The sequence below is a fragment of the Stenotrophomonas sp. 05N37 genome, assembly GCF_056397365.1.
On record NZ_JBFTNG010000003.1, the window covers coordinates 199,923 to 215,578 of the forward strand.

Genomic DNA, 15,656 nt, shown 5'->3' on the forward strand with positions numbered 1-15,656 from the left:
CGTGAACCGCGCTGCGAGAATTGGGTGCAGCCGGCGCGGTGCGCAGACTGGAATGCATGACGAATGGCGTCGGAGTGGGGGCGGGCGACGGATCGTTGATCCATATCGCCGGCGATCCCGAAGGGAAACGGACGGCCGCTGCAGACCCGCATAGTCTAACGGATAGTTGAGATCCCTACCAAATGCCCCTGTTCAGTTTGGCCGAGGGCGCCAGGCGCCGGGATCCACGCCATGCATGGCGGGACGGGCCTGGCAGGGGCCCGCGGCGCGACGGGGGCAGGTCGCCGGCAGCGGCAAGGATGCTTTAGGGTGGGCGATGCGGCGGTGCAGCTGGTGACCGTGTCGCGCATTTGATTACACTTGAAACCTATTTTCGCGATCCCGGATACCCACCCATGAAGCTTGGTTCTTTGAAGGAAGGCGGCCGCGACGGCACCCTGATCGTGGTCTCGCGCGACCTGCGCCATGGCGTGCGCGCCACCGGCATCGCCACCACCCTGCAGCAGGCGCTGGAAGACTGGAGCCACCTGGCGCCGCGCCTGAACGCGCTGTACGAATCGCTCAACGATGGCAGCGCCGACGGCGTGTTCGACATCGACCTGCAGGCGCTGGCCGCGCCGCTGCCGCGGGCGTATGAGTTCGTGGACGGCAGCGCCTACCTGCCGCACGTGGCGCGCGTGCGCCGTGCCCGTGGCGCCGAGGTGCCGGAAAGCTTCTACACCGACCCGCTGATGTACCAGGCCACCAGCGCCGGGTTCTACGGCCCGCGCGACGCGGTCAAGGTGGTCAGCGAGGAGTACGGCATCGACCTGGAGGCGGAGATCGTGGTGGTCACCGACGACGTGCCGATGGCGGTGACCCCGGAACAGGCCGCCGGCCACATCCAGCTGGTCGGCCTGGTCAACGACGTCTCGCTGCGCAACCTCATCCCGGGCGAGCTGGCCAAGGGCTTCGGCTTCCTGCAGTCCAAGCCTCGCTCGGCGCTGTCGCCGGTATTCGTCACCCCCGATGAGCTGGGCGAGGCCTGGCAGGACAGCAAGGTGCACCTGCCGCTGCTGACCCATATCAATGGCGAATGGTTTGGCGCCCCGGAAGCCGGCGTGGACATGCAGTTCAACTTCGCCCAGCTGGTCGCGCATGCGGCCAAGACCCGCCCGCTGGGCGCCGGTGCGATCGTCGGCTCGGGCACCATCGCCAACGAGGACACCAGCAAGGGGGCCTCGTGCTTCGCCGAGCAGCGCACCGTGGAAACCCTCCGCGACGGCAAGCCGAGCACGCCGTTCATGTCCTTCGGCGACGTGGTCCGCATCGAAATGCTCGACGCCGCCGGCGAGAGCATCTTCGGGGCCATCGAGCAGCGCATCGAACAGGCCGCCAAGCCCTGAACGCCACCGCCGCCAGCGCAGACACCGCGATCGAACTGTTCAGCTACTGGCGGTCCAGCGCGGCCTATCGCGTGCGGATCGGGTTGAACCTCAAGCAGCTGCCGTACCGGATCACCCCGGTGCACCTGCTGCGCGACGGTGGCCAGCAGCACAGTGAAGGCTACGCCGCGCTCAACCCGCAGGAACTGGTGCCCACGCTGCGGCATGACGGCCAGGTGCTGCACCAGTCGATGGCGATCCTGGACTACCTGGACGAGGTGTTCCCGCTGCCGGCGCTGCTGCCCGACGATGCCGCCGGGCGGGCGCGGGTGCGTGCGCTGGCGCAACTGCTGGCCTGCGATATCCACCCGCTCAACAACCTGCGGGTGATGCAGTTCTTCAGCGATACCTGGAGCGTGCCGCAGCCCGAGCGCGACGACTGGACCCGGCACTGGATGCAGGTGGGCTTCGAGGCCATGGAGCGGATGCTGGTCGAATCGGTCGATACCGGGCGCTTCTGCCATGGCGACAGCCCCGGCCTGGCCGACTGCTGCCTGGTGCCGCAGCTGTACAACGCGCGGCGCTTCAACGTGGACATGGCGCCGTACCCGACCCTGGCCCGGATCGACGCGGCCTGCCTGGCCCTGCCAGCCTTCGACGCCGCGCGCCCGGAACACCAGCCCGACGCCGCCTGACCGGCGGCAACGGACGCGGTCGTGCCGGCCGTTGGCCGGCTCTCAACATCATTGTTCGAAACCGGTATCGGCAGAGCCACGCCATGCGTGGCTCCGCGCCCCCCTCAGAAGCCGTGGGTGATCGCCGCCGGTGCGCTGTTGGCCGAGAAGTCCGCGTACGGATCGTGCTCGCCGCTGCCGCCTTCGGAGAGGCGGAACTTCAACGCCAGGCCATCGCGCGAGTCGGCCGCGCGCAGCGCTTCCTCCTGCTCGATGATGCCGTTCTTGGCCATCCGGAACAGGCACTGGTCGAAGCTCTCCATGCCTTCTTCCAGCGAGGCTTCCATCGCCGCCTTGACCTCGTGCACCTGGCCGCGGCGCAGCAGGTCGCGGATCATCGGGGTGTTGATCAACACCTCGGTGGCCGGCAGGCGGCGCCCGTCCTTGCCCTTGACCAGGCGCTGGGACACCACCGCGCGCAGGTTCAACGACAGGTTCATCAGCACGTTGCGATGCGCGCTTTCCGGGAAGAAGTTGAGGATGCGCTCGATGGTCTGGTCGGCGTTGTTGGAGTGCAGCGTGGCCAGGCACAGGTGCCCGGTCTCGGCGAAGGCGATGGCCGCCTCCATGGTTTCGGCATCCAGGATTTCGCCGATCAGGATCACGTCCGGCGCTTCTCGCATCGCGTTCTTCAACGCGTTGTGGAAGGCATGCGTATCCAGCCCCACCTCGCGCTGGTTGACGATGGACATCTTGTGCTTGTGCAGGTACTCGATCGGGTCCTCGATGGTGAGGATGTGCCCGGTCGTGGTGCTGTTGCGGTGATCGATCATCGACGCCAGCGAGGTCGACTTGCCCGAACCGGTCGAGCCGACCACCAGCACCAGCCCGCGCGGCGTCATGATGACGTCCTTGAGCACCTGCGGCAGGTTGAGCTCTTCGATGCTGGGGATCTTGCTGCGGATCGCACGGATCACCATGCCGACCTCGCCACGCTGCTTGAAGACGTTCACGCGGAAGCGCCCGGCGTCGGGCAGGGCGATGGCCATGTTGAGCTCCAGCTCGCGCTCGAACTCGGGCACCTGGCCCTCGTCCATCAGCGAGTAGGCGATCTTCTTGACCATGCCCGGCGGCAGGCCGGTGTTGCCCAACGGGTACAGCTTGCCCTCGATCTTGATGTAGACCGGGGCTCCGGTGGTCAAGAACATGTCCGACGCGTTCTTTTCGGTCATCAGCTTCAGGAAATAGCCGATATCCATGCGAAATGTTTCCCCAACAATCGGCCGCGTGCCATTGCAAGCACGCCGCAGGCTTCCGACAATGGCCGCGCTCCTACTTCTGGCGACGGCACCCCCAATGAATCCTAGCTTCGCACAAATACGACGTGTCCCGTACCTCACCCTGCTGATATGCGTGACGGTGTGCACACTCGCGTTCGCCGGTACCGCCCAGGCCCAGGAGGGCGCGCTGGAGCTGATGCAGGCCCGGCAAGCGGTCGACAAGGCCACCCAGGCCGATGCCGACCAGTACGCCCCGGACCTGATCGCCGTGGCCCGGCAAGGGCTGGAACAGGCGCAGCGCGCCGCCGGTGACCGCCGCGAGCGCAAGAACGCCCCGGCCCTGGCCGTTCGCGCCACGGTGGATGCCGACCTGGCCCGCGCCCGCAGCGAAGAAGCCACCGCCACCGCCCAGCTGCAACTGCGCCGCAATGAGGTGACCCAGCTGCAACGCCAGCTCGCCACCGGGGAGAACCGTTGATGACCGTCGCACCGAAGAAGTCGCGCATGCTGCGCGCGTCCACCCTGGTGCTGGCCGCCGGCCTGGCCCTGCCGCTGCTCGCCCAGGCCGCCGAAGACCCGGCCGTGGCCCAGCTCACCCAGCGCCTGATGGCCATCCAGGCCAACCCGGATGCGTCGCAGTTGGCCGCCTTCGAGCGCCTGCAGGCCCAGCAGGCCGTGGCCGAGCTGGCCAAGGCCAAGCGCCGCGACCTGGACCAGGCCCGCTACCTGGCCGAGCGCCGGGTCGAAATCGCCGAAACCAGCGTGCGCGCCGCCCTGGCCCAGCGCGAGGTCGACCAGCTTGAGCGCACCCGCAGCGAGCTGCTGATCGAGGCCAGCCGCCGCGACGCCCAGCGCGCCCGCCAGGAGGCCGAGCGCCTGCGCGTGCAGGCGCAGATCCAGGCCGAGGAAAGCGAGCGCCTGCGCCTGGCCGCCGAGCAGGAGGCGCTGGCCCGCCAGGACGCCGAGACCGCGCTGACCAGCGTGGCCGGCAAGCAGACCGCCCGGCTCAGCGCAGCCCAGCAGAGCGCGGCCAAGCTGGCCCGCGAGGAAGCCGAACTGGTGGCGGGCAGCAAGCTGCCGGGCTCGAAGTTCGACACCCGTGGCGAAGTCTTCACCTTCAATGGCGATGCCTTCGCGGCCGGCAAGGGCAGCCTGTCCGGTGGCGCCAAGGGCCAGGCCAAGGCGCTGGCCGAATACCTGAACATCGGCAAGAAGGGCCGGGTCCGGATCGAGGCCTACGACGCCGCGGCCGGGGTCGGCGAACAGCGCGCCCAGGCGCTGCGCGATGCGCTGGTGGCCGCAGGCGTCAGCGCCAGCCGGTTGCAGGTGAGCGGCAAGAAGGCCGCGGCCACCAAGGCCCGCTCGGCCGAGGTGATCATCGCGCCCTGATGCCGGACGAGGGATCGGTCATGACCGATGGTTGTGACGCAACTTCTTGTTTTCGTTTAATTTTCGTTGTTCTGCGTGTTCAGCCTGAACCTTTGCTGGCACGCGTCGACCATTTCAAATGAAACGCTTGAAGACCCTCCCGACCAAGCGTAGGGTCAGTTGTCCGGGTTGCCTTCCGCGACCCGGACGATTGGAGGGCCGGGCCGATGAACCGAGGGCACGAACCACAGCAGTCTGCAGTCCGGGCAGTCCCGGTTGCGCACGCGGGTTCGGTCGCGGTCATCGTCTGGCGCTCCGCCCAAAAGCAACGCCCCGTGCCGTAAGGCCGGGGCGTTCTTGTTTCTGCAAGACAGCGATAGGAGGTTCATCATGTTCGAAGGTCAGCCCCAGAGCGAGATCGATGCACGCCGCAAGCGTGACCCGGAATTCAAGGCACTTTACGAGCGGCACCAGAAGTTGAATAAAAAGTGCACGGATGCCCAGCTGGGTGTACTTCCGATAGACGATCTCACCTTGGGCCAGATGAAGCGTGAGAAGCTGCTGGCCAAGCAGAAGCTGGAAAGGATGTACAACTCCCCCACGCATTGACGCCTCAAGGGTGCCGGCCTGCCGCCGGCACCCGCCACCGACCGCCGCGGGCGGCGTCCGTCTCCTCGTCGACGGGCGCCGTCCGCGTCGCTCTTTCCGGGCCGGCACGTGCGTGCGTTTCCCGCCGGGCACCGGCTCTGGAGCGCGGCAACCTGACTTTCGACGCCAACCGTCGGATAATCACCGGTCCGGCCGCCTTGCGGCGCGAATCGATGTGAACCGATGGCAATCCACTCCTCCGTACTCGACCTCATTGGCCAGACCCCGATCGTCAAGGCCCAGCGCCTGGACACCGGCGTCTGCGAGCTTTACCTCAAGCTCGAAAGCGCCAATCCCGGAGGGTCGATCAAGGACCGCATCGGCCTGTCGATGATCGAAGCGGCTGAAAAGCGTGGCGAGCTCGCGCCGGGCGCGACCCTGGTCGAGGGCACCGCCGGCAACACCGGCCTGGGCCTGGCGCTGGTCGCCCAGCAGAAGGGCTACAAGCTGATCCTGGTCGTGCCGGACAAGATGAGCCGCGAGAAGATCTTCAACCTCAAGGCGATGGGTGCCGAAGTGCGCCTGACCCGGTCGGACGTGGCCAAGGGCCATCCGGAGTACTACCAGGACATGGCCAAGCGCGTGGCCGAGGAAACCCCGGGCGCCTACTTCATCAACCAGTTCGGCAACCCGGACAACCCGGCCGCGCATGAATTCGGCACCGGCCCGGAAATCCTGGCCCAGATGGACGGCGACCTGGACGCGATCGTGTTCGGCTGCGGCAGCTCGGGCACCATGACCGGCCTGTCGCGCGCCTTCGCCACCGCCTCGCCCAAGACCGAGCTGGTGCTGGCCGACCCGGTCGGCTCGATCCTGGCCGAGTACATCAACGACGGCGTGCTCAACGACAAGTCCGGCAGCTGGCTGGTGGAAGGCATCGGCGAGGACTTCCTGCCCTCGATCGCCGACTTCAGCCGGGTCACCAAGGCCTACGCGATCAGCGACGCCGAGAGCTTCCATACCGCGCGCGAGCTGCTGGGCAAGGAGGGCATCCTCGGTGGTTCGTCCACCGGCACCCTGCTGGCCGCCGCGCTGAAGTACTGCAAGGAGCAGACCACCCCGAAGAAGGTTCTGGTGCTGGTCTGCGACACCGGCAACAAGTACCTGTCCAAGATGTACAACGACTACTGGATGCTGGACAACGGCTTCCTGGAGCGCCCGCAGTCGGGCGACCTGCGCGACCTCATCCTGCGTCCGTACGGCCAGCGCGACACCGTCGTGATCGGGCCGAACGACCTGCTGACCACCGCCTACCAGCGCATGAAGCTGTATGACGTGTCGCAGCTGCCGGTGATGGACGGCGACCAGCTGGTCGGCATCGTGGACGAAAGCGACGTGCTGTTGCATGTCTACGGGGACGAAGCCCGCTTCCGCGACCCGGTCGCCACCGCGATGGTCAGCAAGCTGGACCGGCTGGACGTGAAGTCGCCGATCGAGGCCCTGCTGCCGGTGTTCGACCGCGGCCAGGTCGCCATCGTCATGGACGGAGGCACCTTCCTGGGCCTGATCACCCGGATCGACCTGCTGAACTACCTGCGCCGCCGGGTTCAGTAACCGCCCGGCGCCGGCCGGCGCCGCCGTGAATCAGCGTTTATCCGCGTCAACGGCCGATTAAGCCGCCGCTGATAGACTTCCGCTCCTTTTGCGGGAGCCCCTTCCGGGGCCCTCCATTGCTGGGAAACAACATGTCCGACCACGCTTCCTCCGGGCACGGCAACCGTGCGCTTGCCCTGGCTACCCTGGCCATCCACGGCGGGCAGTCGCCGGATCCGAGCACCGGCGCGGTGATGCCGCCGATCTACGCGACCTCCACCTACGCCCAGTCCAGCCCCGGCGAGCACCAGGGCTTCGAGTACTCGCGCACCCACAACCCCACCCGCTTCGCCTACGAGCGCTGCGTGGCCTCCCTGGAAGGCGGCAGCCGCGGCTTCGCGTTCGCCTCGGGCATGGCCGCCAGCTCCACGGTGATGGAACTGCTGGATGCCGGCAGCCACGTGGTGGCGATGGACGACATCTACGGCGGCACCTTCCGCCTGTTCGAGCGCGTGCGTAAGCGCACCGCCAACCTGCAGTTCAGCTTCGTCGACCTGACCGACCTGGCCGCCTTCGAGGCCTCGATCACCCCGCAGACGAAGATGGTCTGGATCGAAACCCCGACCAACCCGATGCTGAAGATCGTGGACATCGCCGCGGTGGCCGCCATCGCCAAGCGCCATGGCCTGATCGTGGTGGTCGACAACACGTTCGCCTCGCCGATGCTGCAGCGCCCGCTGGAACTGGGCGCCGACCTGGTCCTGCACTCGGCCACCAAGTACCTCAACGGGCACTCGGACATGGTCGGCGGCATGGTGGTGGTCGGCGACAACGCCGAGCTGGCCGAGCAGATGGCCTTCCTGCAGAACTCCATCGGGGGCGTGCAGGGCCCGTTCGACAGCTTCCTGGCCCTGCGCGGCCTGAAGACCCTGCCGCTGCGCATGAAGGCCCATTGCGCCAACGCGCTGGCCCTGGCCCAGTGGCTGGACACCCACCCGGCAGTGGAAAAGGTGATCTACCCGGGCCTGACCAGCCACCCGCAGCACGAACTGGCCACGCGCCAGATGAACGGCTACGGCGGCATCGTCTCGATCGTGCTCAAGGGCGGCTACGAGGCGGCCAAGCGCTTCTGCGAGAAGACCGAGCTGTTCACCCTGGCCGAATCGCTGGGCGGGGTGGAAAGCCTGGTCAACCACCCGGCGGTGATGACGCATGCGTCGATCCCGGTGGAGCGCCGCGCGCAGCTGGGCATCAGCGATGCGCTGGTGCGGCTGAGCGTGGGGGTTGAGGAGTTGGGGGATCTCCAGGTGGATCTGGAGCAGGCGCTCAACGCGGCGTCCGCAGCGGAGGCTGCAGAAAATGCGTAATCCGCTGTCCGCGCTGTCAGCCGTGCAAAGCCTGCGCCTGCATCGCAAGCTTATCTACCAGTTGGCCAAGCGCGAAGTGCTGGGGCGCTACCGCGGTTCCATTGCAGGCATGGCGTGGTCTTTCTTCAACCCGCTGCTGATGCTGGCGGTGTACACCTTCGTGTTCTCCTACGTGTTCAATGCGCGTTGGGCAGGTTCGGTGCAGGGCAGCCGGGCTGAATTCGCGATCATCCTGTTCGCCGGCATCATGGTCCACGGCTTCCTGACCGAATGCATGAGCAAGGCGCCCAACCTGGTGCTGGGCAACGCGAGCTACGTCAAGAAGGTGGTGTTTCCGCTTGAGATCCTGACATGGTCTGCGGTCGCGTCGGCGTTCTTCCATATGCTGATCACGCTGACCGTACTGCTCATCGCGCAGTACCTGCTGCTGGGCCGCCTGCCGCTGACGGTCCTGTACTTCCCGCTGGTCATTTTCCCGCTGGTACTGGTGGCGGCAGGCGTTACCTGGTTCTTCGCCGCGCTCGGCGTCTACTACCGCGACATCGGCCAGATCACCGGCCTGCTGGCGACGGTCCTGCTGTTCATGAGTCCCGCGCTGTACCCGGTGTCGGCGTTGCCGCCCAGCATGCAGAAGCTGATCTATCTCAATCCACTCACCTTCATCATCGAGCAGTCGCGCAACGTGCTGATGTGGGGGGTCGCACCGGATTGGTCGAGCCTGCTCAAGTACTTCATCGGCAGCGTAGTGCTTGCCTACCTTGGCTATTACTGGTTCCAGCTGGTTCGTCGCGGCTTCGCCGACGTTGTCTGACAGTGGTATCCGCTTTGTGAAACTGAATTAAGGGCTCCTCCATGTCCGAACTGGCGATCCAGGTTACGGGTGTTTCCAAGTGTTACCAGGTGTATGACAAGCCGCATGACCGGGTCAAGCAGGCGGTCATGCCGCGTGTTCGCCGTTCAATCGGTCTCAAGCCCCGCCGGTACTTCAAGGAGTTCTGGGCCCTCCAGGATCTCTCCTTCGAGGTGCGCAAGGGCGATACGGTCGGGATCATCGGTCGCAACGGTTCGGGCAAGTCGACCCTGCTGCAGATGATCTGCGGCACGCTGTCGCCGAGCACCGGCGAGATCAAGGTGAAAGGCCGCGTGGCCGCCCTGCTGGAGCTCGGCGCGGGCTTCAATCCCGAGTTCACCGGGCGCGAGAACGTCTTCATGAGTGCCGCCATCCTGGGCCTCACCCACGAGCAGGTGGTGGAGCGCTTCGACCGCATCGTCGCCTTCGCCGATATCGGCGACTTCGTCGACCAGCCCGTGAAGGTGTACTCCAGCGGCATGTACGTGCGGCTGGCGTTCGCCGTGATCGCGCACGTGGATGCGGACATCCTGGTGATCGACGAGGCACTGGCCGTGGGTGACGCCGTGTTCGTCCAGAAGTGCATGCGCTTCCTGCGCTCCTTCCGCGAGCGTGGCACGCTGTTGTTCGTCAGCCATGACACCAATTCGGTCCTCAGCTTCTGCCAGTCGGCCATCTGGCTGGACAAGGGGGTCATGCGCATGCATTCCAGCGCGCAGGAGACCACCCAGGCCTACATCGAGTACTGCGCCCAGGAGAGCTACGGTGACGAGGTAAAGCTGCAGGCACTGGATCGCCGGGAGTTCAAGGGGGGCGTGACGCCGACCGTGCGCGGTCCGGCCAAGGCGGTCGAGGAAGTCACCCTGGAGATGTTCGACAACATCGCCCATTCCGATGGCTGGAAGTCGGGGGAAGCCAGCATCGAAGGCGTGTCCCTGACCAATCTGGACGACCCGTCCCGTCCCTTCTTCTACGGCGGCGAACACGTCCTGCTGCGGATCGCCGCCCAGGTGCACCGCGACATGAGCAGCCCGATCCTCGGCTTCTTCGTCAAGGACAGCCTGGGCCAGTCGCTGTTCGGTGAACACACCTACACCCATGTACAGCCGCCGATGCAGCTGCAGGCGGGGCAGGTGGTGGAGGCGGAGTTCGAGTTCTACCTGCCGCTGTTGCCCAACGGCGACTACTCCATGACCGTTTCCATCGCCGAAGGCGATCCGGTTGCCAACACCCAGCACCATTGGCTGCATGATGCCGTGATCCTCAAGGTGTCGTCCCCCACGTTGCGATACGGCCTGGTGGGCATTCCGTTCGATAGCGTGACGATGCAGGTGGTGGAAAAGCCATGAGTGGATACGAGAGCCAGATCGCGCCGTTGATCAGCCACGATCCGCGCGTGCAGGTCGGCCGTTTCACCTATGGGACCCCGCAGTTCAAGGTGTGGAGCGAGGATGAATCGATCAGCATCGGCGCCTTCTGCTCGATTGCCGACGAGGTGGTCATCTTCGGGGGTGGAGAGCATCGGAGCGAGTGGGTCACCACCTTCCCGCTGCGGATCGCTTTCGGTGACCCGCTCGCCGGTCGTGATGGCCACCCGGCCAACAAGGGGCCGACACGCATCGGAAACGATGTCTGGATCGGTTACGGCGCCACCATCATCTCCGGCGTCACCGTGGGAGACGGTGCCATCATCGGTGCCCGGGCCGTGGTCACGCGCGACGTGCCACCGTATGCGGTAGTGATCGGCAATCCTGCGCGTCAGGTGAAGATGCGCTTCCCGCAGGAGCAGGTGGACGCACTTCTCAAGATCCGCTGGTGGGATTGGCCCATCGAGGACATCCATGCACGTCAGGCCGAACTCTGCGGAGGCAGCGTCGAGACGTTCGTCACCCGATTTCGCTGAACCAGACGGCACGCAGGCCCACGGCCTCACCGCACCAGACAGGACTCACGAGGGAACAATGATCAGCTTCGCCATCAACAATTCGATGTTCATCCAGCCTCGCAATACGCCCGAGAGCGCGTGGCTGGGCCATATTCCCTTCGCAGCATGGCTGGTCGAAACCATGCGGCCGGACATCCTGGTCGAACTGGGCACGCACCGTGGCGCGTCCTATCTGGCGTTCTGCCAGGCCATCCAGGCCTGCGCTGCACCGACGCGCTGCTATGCGGTCGATACGTGGCAGGGCGATGAGCATGCCGGCGAGTACGGTGATGAAGTGTTCCTGTCCCTGCTGGATTACCACCAGCGCAATTACGCCGATTTCTCCCGCCTGATGCGCATGCGGTTCGAAGAAGCGGTGGAGTACTTCGATGACGGCACCGTGGACGTGCTGCACATCGACGGTCTGCACACCTACGAGGCGGTCCGCAACGACTTCGAGACCTGGAAAGCCAAGCTCTCCCGGCGTGCAGTGGTGCTCTTCCACGACATCAACGTGCGCGAGCGTGGCTTCGGCGTCTGGAAGTACTGGGATGAGATCCGCACCCAGTATCCCTCGTTCGCCTTTACCCATACGCACGGCCTGGGCGTGCTGCTGGTCGGTCCCGAGCAGCCGCAGCCGCTGCTTGACCTCTGCCGTCTCGATACGGCCAATGGCGATGCGGTGATCGGCAACCGGCTGTTCGATCAGCTCGGCAAGCTGATCAGTGCCAATGTCGACATCGGCACCCTGGCCCGTGAACAGGGCCGTCTTGCCGGCCTGGTCAACGAGCGCGAGGTCGCGCGCGACGCGCTCCAGCAGGAGAACGGGCAGCTCCGTGCGCAGGTCGCCGAGGCACAGGCCCAGCTGGAGCATCGGACACGTGAGTACCAGGCCGTGGTCGCGCGCAATCAGGAGCTGGTGTCCTCGGCCGAGGCCGTGGGCGTTGTCGAGCATCTGCGTGGCCAGTTGGAGCGCACTCAGTCCCTGCTCGGTGAAAAGGATGCCGAAGCGCAGCGGTTGAATGCTGCCTTGCGTGAGTCGACCGTGGAGCTGGAACGCATGCGTTCGTCGATGAGTTGGCGCCTGATGGGGCCGTTCCGGCGTCTACGCCGGATGTTTGGTTGAGCAGACAAGGATTTCCTCCCCTAAATGACGGCGATGTCTCCATGAAGCAATGGCGTGTTCTGATCCTCGACACGAAGAAGAGCAACCCCAACCACTACATCTGCCTGGCCATGACACGGGCCCTGGCAGAAGCGGATGGGGTCGAGCGCGTGATTCGAGCCGACTACGCTACTGCGATCCAGGATGCGCAGCGCCACGACTGCAACCTGTTCATCGCCTTTGATGGCGAAGAACTGGATCGGCCCATCGTCGAACGGATCGCGCAGGTCTGCGGGCGTAGCGTCCTGTGGGTCACTGAAGACCCGTACGAGCGCAGCGTCAACGTGGCCAACGCGGATCTGTTCGATCTGGTCTGCACGAACGATTCGGGAAGCGTGGCCGGCTACGGGGCAAAGGGCGTCTCGCTGCCCCTGGCAGCTGACCCGCGCTTCCATTTCCATCCGATTCCGGAACAGGACCAGGATCATTACCTGTACGACCTGTTCTTCGCGGGAACCGCCTGGCCGAATCGCTCGGAGTTCCTGGCGCGGCTGCAGTCGGCCATTCCGGAAATCAACCTCAAGCTGGCCCTGCCGGCCAACCCCTACATTCCCGCGCCCAAGCTGGACATGGACCCGAGTGCCTACGACTGGCGCACGCCCAATTCCGAGTTTGCCAGGTTCGCCAATCGCAGTCGGTCGGTCCTCACGCTGCATCGTGCGTTCTCTTCGTCGGGAAATGACCCGGTGGCGCATACCCCGGGGCCACGGTTCTTCGAGGTGGCCCTGGCCGGCGGCTTCCAGCTGGTGGACACGTCCATCGCCGAGATCCGCGTGCAGGACTATTACAGGGAAGGCCACGAGTTCATCGGCTTCAATGGTCCGACCGACTGCATCGAGAAACTCAGGCATTACCTTGCGCACCCCGCCGAGCGTCTTGCCATCGCGCGTGCGGCCCAGCAAGCCACGCTTGAGCAGCATCTTTACCTGCATCGCGTCCGGCAGCTGCTGGCACGTGTCGAGGCATTGCCGGCGGCAGTAGCCCCGATCGCGGTGGACGCGCCGGCCGCCACGCGCCGGAGAGTGCTGGTCGTCTCGCACAATATCCTCGGCGTTGCCCCCTACGGCGGCGTCGAGGTGTACCAGGAATCCGTCCGACAGGCGCTCAGCGGCGAGATCGAGTTCCTGTTCTACACGCCTGACCGCAGCGTCCAGCCGATGGGCAGTCGCTATACCCTGCGCGACGAATCCCTGCAGATCATCGATTCAGTGGACTTCGATGACGGCCTGGATGAGGCGGCATTGACCTGCCCGCGACGCGAATCGGCCTTCTCCGAACTGCTCTATCGCCACGGCATCGAGCTGGTCCACTTCCAACACCTGATCGGCCACCCGCCATCGCTGGGGTTGCTCCCGTCGGCGCTCGGCCTGCGCTCGGTACTCAGCCTCCACGACTATCACGCCGTCTGTTCGCGGTTCAACCTGCTCGATTACCGCGGGGTTTACTGCGACATCCCGTCCCTGCCGATCGAGACCTGCGATGTCTGCCTGAATGCCTGTGCGGGTGCCGCCACCGGCAGCCAGGCGCGTCGGCGGGCGTTCTTCAGTCGTGTGCTGGAGCACATCGACGTCCTGCATGCCAACACCGATGGCGTGGCGGCGCTTTACCAGCGGATGTACCCGGCGCTGCTGCAGCCTGGGCGCATCCGCGTCAACGCCGTGCCCATGCCGAAGGACGACGAGGTGGCAGCGCTGCCCATGCAGCAGTCGCACGCAGGCCGGCTGCGGATTGCGGTGCCGGGCAACTTCACGCGCAACAAGGGCGGCAACGAACTGATCCATGCGTTCAACCAGTTGCGCGACGACGAGGTCGAAATCAGCATCGTCGGACCGGTGCCGGAAGAGTACCAAACGGTCCTGGATGTCCTGAAGATCCCCAATCTCAAACAGCATGGCGCCTACAAGCCAGGCACGCTGAAGCAGATCCTTGCCGGCCACGATCTGTCGATCCATTTTTCGATCTGGCCTGAGACGTACTGCATCAGCCTGTCTGAGGCATGGGCAGCCGGGCTGGTTCCGATCGTCTCCAACATCGGCGCCCTCGGCGAGCGGGTGGTCCACGGGATGAACGGTTATTCGCTGCCGGTCAGTGAACCAGGCACCATGGTGCGCCTGATCCGCCAGCTCATCGCCGACCGCACCGAGATGGAGGCCATCCGCGTCCGCGTAAAGGCGACCATCGGCCCGCACCACGATGACCATATGCAGTGGGTCCGCGACCTGTATGCCGAACTCCTGCCTTCCGAGGCATTCCTCCAGCGCACGCAGAAGGCCACGCGTGGCAATACCATCCGCGACCTCGGCATCCTGCTGGTCGAGCCCAACTGGGTGATTCCGCCACGCGCAGCGCATGTTGCAGACGAGGGCGGCGGGCTGTTGCCGGTGTTGCCGGTAAGCGCGCTGCGAAAGGCGTATCGCTTCTACAAGAAAAACGGTGTCAGGAACACGATCGTGCGAATTCTCCAGGAAGTGATGCGCCGGGTCGGGGGGCAATCATGATGCCCGTCGCCCTGAAGGTGCTGGTCAGCGGCGCGTCGCCGGACAACCAGAATCGCAATGTGGTGCTGCGGCAGTATGTCGCCGAAGGGTTCTCGCAGCTGCCGCAGGTCGCGCAGGTGCTGGCGACGCCGCTGGAGTTCGCCGCAGAGCGGGCAGGTGAACTTCATCCAGACGTGGTGGTCTGCTTTGGTTCCTGCATGCCCGATGACGCCGAGTACGCCGCGCTTCGCCGCTACTGCACGCAGCGCGGTGTGCCGATGGTGTTCTGGCTGCATGACGACCCTTATGAGTTCGACTACAACTACAAGATCCGCGACGTAGCCGATATCGTCTTCAGCAACGACCGCTGGTGCGCCGAGCATTACCCGCACCCATTCGCACGCCACCTGCCGCTGGCCGCCAGTCAGCAGGCCCACTGGCGACCGGTGCGCGACGACAAGAACATCAGCATCTTCTTCTGCGGTGTGGCGTTCGCCAACCGGAAGCGGCTGCTGGGTGACCTTCGACGGACGCTGCAGGCGCACGATGCGATGATCCTGGGGGACGGCTGGCCAAGCGAGCTGCCCTTCTGCAGCAATCGTCGCCTGCCCAACGATCAACTGTCGGATCACTACGCACGCTCGTGGGTAACGCTGAACATGGGGCGCGATTTCAATTACGCCAATGACCGGTTCAAGCTGGAGCCGTCGACGCCCGGTCCGCGGACATTTGAAGCGGCAATGGCAGGCACCACGCAGGCTTTCTTCGTGGAGAGCCTGGAAATCACCGATTACTACACGCCTGGCAGCGAGATCCTGCTGTACAACTCCGCCGCGGAGTTCGCCACGCTGATGGATCGCGTGCTGTCCGATCGCGCGGGCTGCATGCAGATCGCCGCGGCGGCGCAGCGACGGACGATGGACGAACATACCTACCAGGCGCGGGCGGAGCACATTCTGCACGTGGTCGATGAGTGGCGGGCAGCGGGGAACTGAGGCACCTGTAC

14 protein-coding genes are annotated in these 15,656 nt (G+C 65.4%); 13 read left to right on the forward strand and 1 reads right to left on the reverse strand.

Translation table 11 applies throughout. From position 1 onward, the window contains the following. Positions 1-395: 395 nt before the first annotated feature. Positions 396-1,385, forward strand: a complete 990-nt coding sequence (locus AC1DGC_RS11515; protein ID WP_394163780.1) for a fumarylacetoacetate hydrolase family protein — start codon at positions 396-398, stop codon at positions 1,383-1,385. Next, positions 1,382-2,059, forward strand: coding sequence for a maleylacetoacetate isomerase (gene maiA, locus AC1DGC_RS11520; RefSeq protein WP_478048001.1), 678 nt, complete (start codon positions 1,382-1,384; stop codon positions 2,057-2,059). The genes AC1DGC_RS11515 and maiA overlap by 4 nt, the downstream gene beginning before the upstream one ends. A gap of 104 nt (positions 2,060-2,163) precedes the next feature. On the opposite strand, the gene AC1DGC_RS11525 is transcribed toward maiA, so the two are convergent. Next, positions 2,164-3,297 (reverse strand): PilT/PilU family type 4a pilus ATPase, encoded by a 1,134-nt coding sequence (locus tag AC1DGC_RS11525; protein ID WP_259207126.1) that lies wholly within the window; start codon positions 3,295-3,297, stop codon positions 2,164-2,166. A gap of 97 nt (positions 3,298-3,394) precedes the next feature. Here AC1DGC_RS11525 and AC1DGC_RS11530 point away from each other — a divergent pair, with 97 nt between their 5' ends. The 11 genes from AC1DGC_RS11530 to AC1DGC_RS11580 all read left to right on the forward strand — a co-directional run bounded on the left by AC1DGC_RS11530 (position 3,395) and on the right by AC1DGC_RS11580 (position 15,645). Beyond that, the gene (locus AC1DGC_RS11530; RefSeq protein WP_394163781.1) at positions 3,395-3,796 is read left to right on the forward strand and encodes a DUF4398 domain-containing protein; all 402 of its coding nucleotides are present in this window, start codon (positions 3,395-3,397) and stop codon (positions 3,794-3,796) included. Between the two features lie 26 nt (positions 3,797-3,822). Beyond that, the gene (locus AC1DGC_RS11535) at positions 3,823-4,707 is read left to right on the forward strand and encodes a hypothetical protein (RefSeq protein ID WP_259207416.1); all 885 of its coding nucleotides are present in this window, start codon (positions 3,823-3,825) and stop codon (positions 4,705-4,707) included. Positions 4,708-5,076: 369 nt separating this feature from the next. After that, the gene (locus AC1DGC_RS11540) at positions 5,077-5,295 is read left to right on the forward strand and encodes an HP1242/YdcH family protein (RefSeq protein WP_259207122.1); all 219 of its coding nucleotides are present in this window, start codon (positions 5,077-5,079) and stop codon (positions 5,293-5,295) included. 222 nt (positions 5,296-5,517) lie between these two features. Beyond that, the gene (locus AC1DGC_RS11545) at positions 5,518-6,888 is read left to right on the forward strand and encodes a pyridoxal-phosphate dependent enzyme (RefSeq protein WP_394163782.1); all 1,371 of its coding nucleotides are present in this window, start codon (positions 5,518-5,520) and stop codon (positions 6,886-6,888) included. Between the two features lie 131 nt (positions 6,889-7,019). Then, complete coding sequence (locus AC1DGC_RS11550) at positions 7,020-8,234, forward strand: cystathionine gamma-synthase (RefSeq protein WP_478047907.1); 1,215 nt, start codon at positions 7,020-7,022, stop codon at positions 8,232-8,234. Further along, complete coding sequence (locus AC1DGC_RS11555; protein ID WP_394163784.1) at positions 8,227-9,045, forward strand: ABC transporter permease; 819 nt, start codon at positions 8,227-8,229, stop codon at positions 9,043-9,045. The genes AC1DGC_RS11550 and AC1DGC_RS11555 overlap by 8 nt, the downstream gene beginning before the upstream one ends. Positions 9,046-9,086: 41 nt before the next feature. Beyond that, positions 9,087-10,433 carry an ABC transporter ATP-binding protein gene (locus AC1DGC_RS11560; RefSeq protein WP_394163785.1) on the forward strand — a complete coding sequence of 449 codons (1,347 nt, stop codon included), beginning with the start codon at positions 9,087-9,089 and terminating at the stop codon, positions 10,431-10,433. Further along, entirely contained in the window at positions 10,430-10,987 is a 558-nt protein-coding gene (locus AC1DGC_RS11565; RefSeq protein WP_394163786.1) for a CatB-related O-acetyltransferase, read from the forward strand. Before AC1DGC_RS11560 ends, AC1DGC_RS11565 begins: the two co-directional genes overlap by 4 nt. Positions 10,988-11,045: 58 nt before the next feature. Continuing rightward, on the forward strand, positions 11,046-12,134 hold the full coding sequence (locus AC1DGC_RS11570) for a class I SAM-dependent methyltransferase (protein WP_394163787.1): 1,089 nt from the start codon (positions 11,046-11,048) through the stop codon (positions 12,132-12,134). 41 nt (positions 12,135-12,175) lie between these two features. After that, entirely contained in the window at positions 12,176-14,671 is a 2,496-nt protein-coding gene (locus tag AC1DGC_RS11575; RefSeq protein ID WP_449335680.1) for a glycosyltransferase family protein, read from the forward strand. Beyond that, the gene (locus AC1DGC_RS11580) at positions 14,668-15,645 is read left to right on the forward strand and encodes a CgeB family protein (RefSeq protein ID WP_449335679.1); all 978 of its coding nucleotides are present in this window, start codon (positions 14,668-14,670) and stop codon (positions 15,643-15,645) included. The genes AC1DGC_RS11575 and AC1DGC_RS11580 overlap by 4 nt, the downstream gene beginning before the upstream one ends. Positions 15,646-15,656 lie beyond the last annotated feature (11 nt).

Bases quoted from the DNA above. Each gene is read 5' to 3' on its own strand.
- AC1DGC_RS11560 (WP_394163785.1), top strand. From the start codon at position 9,087: ATGTCCGAACTGGCGATCCAGGTTACGGGTGTTTCCAAGTGTTACCAG.
- AC1DGC_RS11515 (WP_394163780.1), top strand. From the start codon at position 396: ATGAAGCTTGGTTCTTTGAAGGAAGGCGGCCGCGACGGCACCCTGATC.
- AC1DGC_RS11530 (WP_394163781.1), top strand. From the start codon at position 3,395: ATGAATCCTAGCTTCGCACAAATACGACGTGTCCCGTACCTCACCCTG.
- AC1DGC_RS11565 (WP_394163786.1), top strand. From the start codon at position 10,430: ATGAGTGGATACGAGAGCCAGATCGCGCCGTTGATCAGCCACGATCCG.
- AC1DGC_RS11525 (WP_259207126.1), bottom strand. From the start codon at position 3,297: ATGGATATCGGCTATTTCCTGAAGCTGATGACCGAAAAGAACGCGTCG.
- AC1DGC_RS11545 (WP_394163782.1), top strand. From the start codon at position 5,518: ATGGCAATCCACTCCTCCGTACTCGACCTCATTGGCCAGACCCCGATC.
- AC1DGC_RS11540 (WP_259207122.1), top strand. From the start codon at position 5,077: ATGTTCGAAGGTCAGCCCCAGAGCGAGATCGATGCACGCCGCAAGCGT.
- AC1DGC_RS11535 (WP_259207416.1), top strand. From the start codon at position 3,823: ATGCTGCGCGCGTCCACCCTGGTGCTGGCCGCCGGCCTGGCCCTGCCG.
- AC1DGC_RS11550 (WP_478047907.1), top strand. From the start codon at position 7,020: ATGTCCGACCACGCTTCCTCCGGGCACGGCAACCGTGCGCTTGCCCTG.
- AC1DGC_RS11570 (WP_394163787.1), top strand. From the start codon at position 11,046: ATGATCAGCTTCGCCATCAACAATTCGATGTTCATCCAGCCTCGCAAT.
- AC1DGC_RS11575 (WP_449335680.1), top strand. From the start codon at position 12,176: ATGAAGCAATGGCGTGTTCTGATCCTCGACACGAAGAAGAGCAACCCC.
- AC1DGC_RS11580 (WP_449335679.1), top strand. From the start codon at position 14,668: ATGATGCCCGTCGCCCTGAAGGTGCTGGTCAGCGGCGCGTCGCCGGAC.
- AC1DGC_RS11555 (WP_394163784.1), top strand. From the start codon at position 8,227: ATGCGTAATCCGCTGTCCGCGCTGTCAGCCGTGCAAAGCCTGCGCCTG.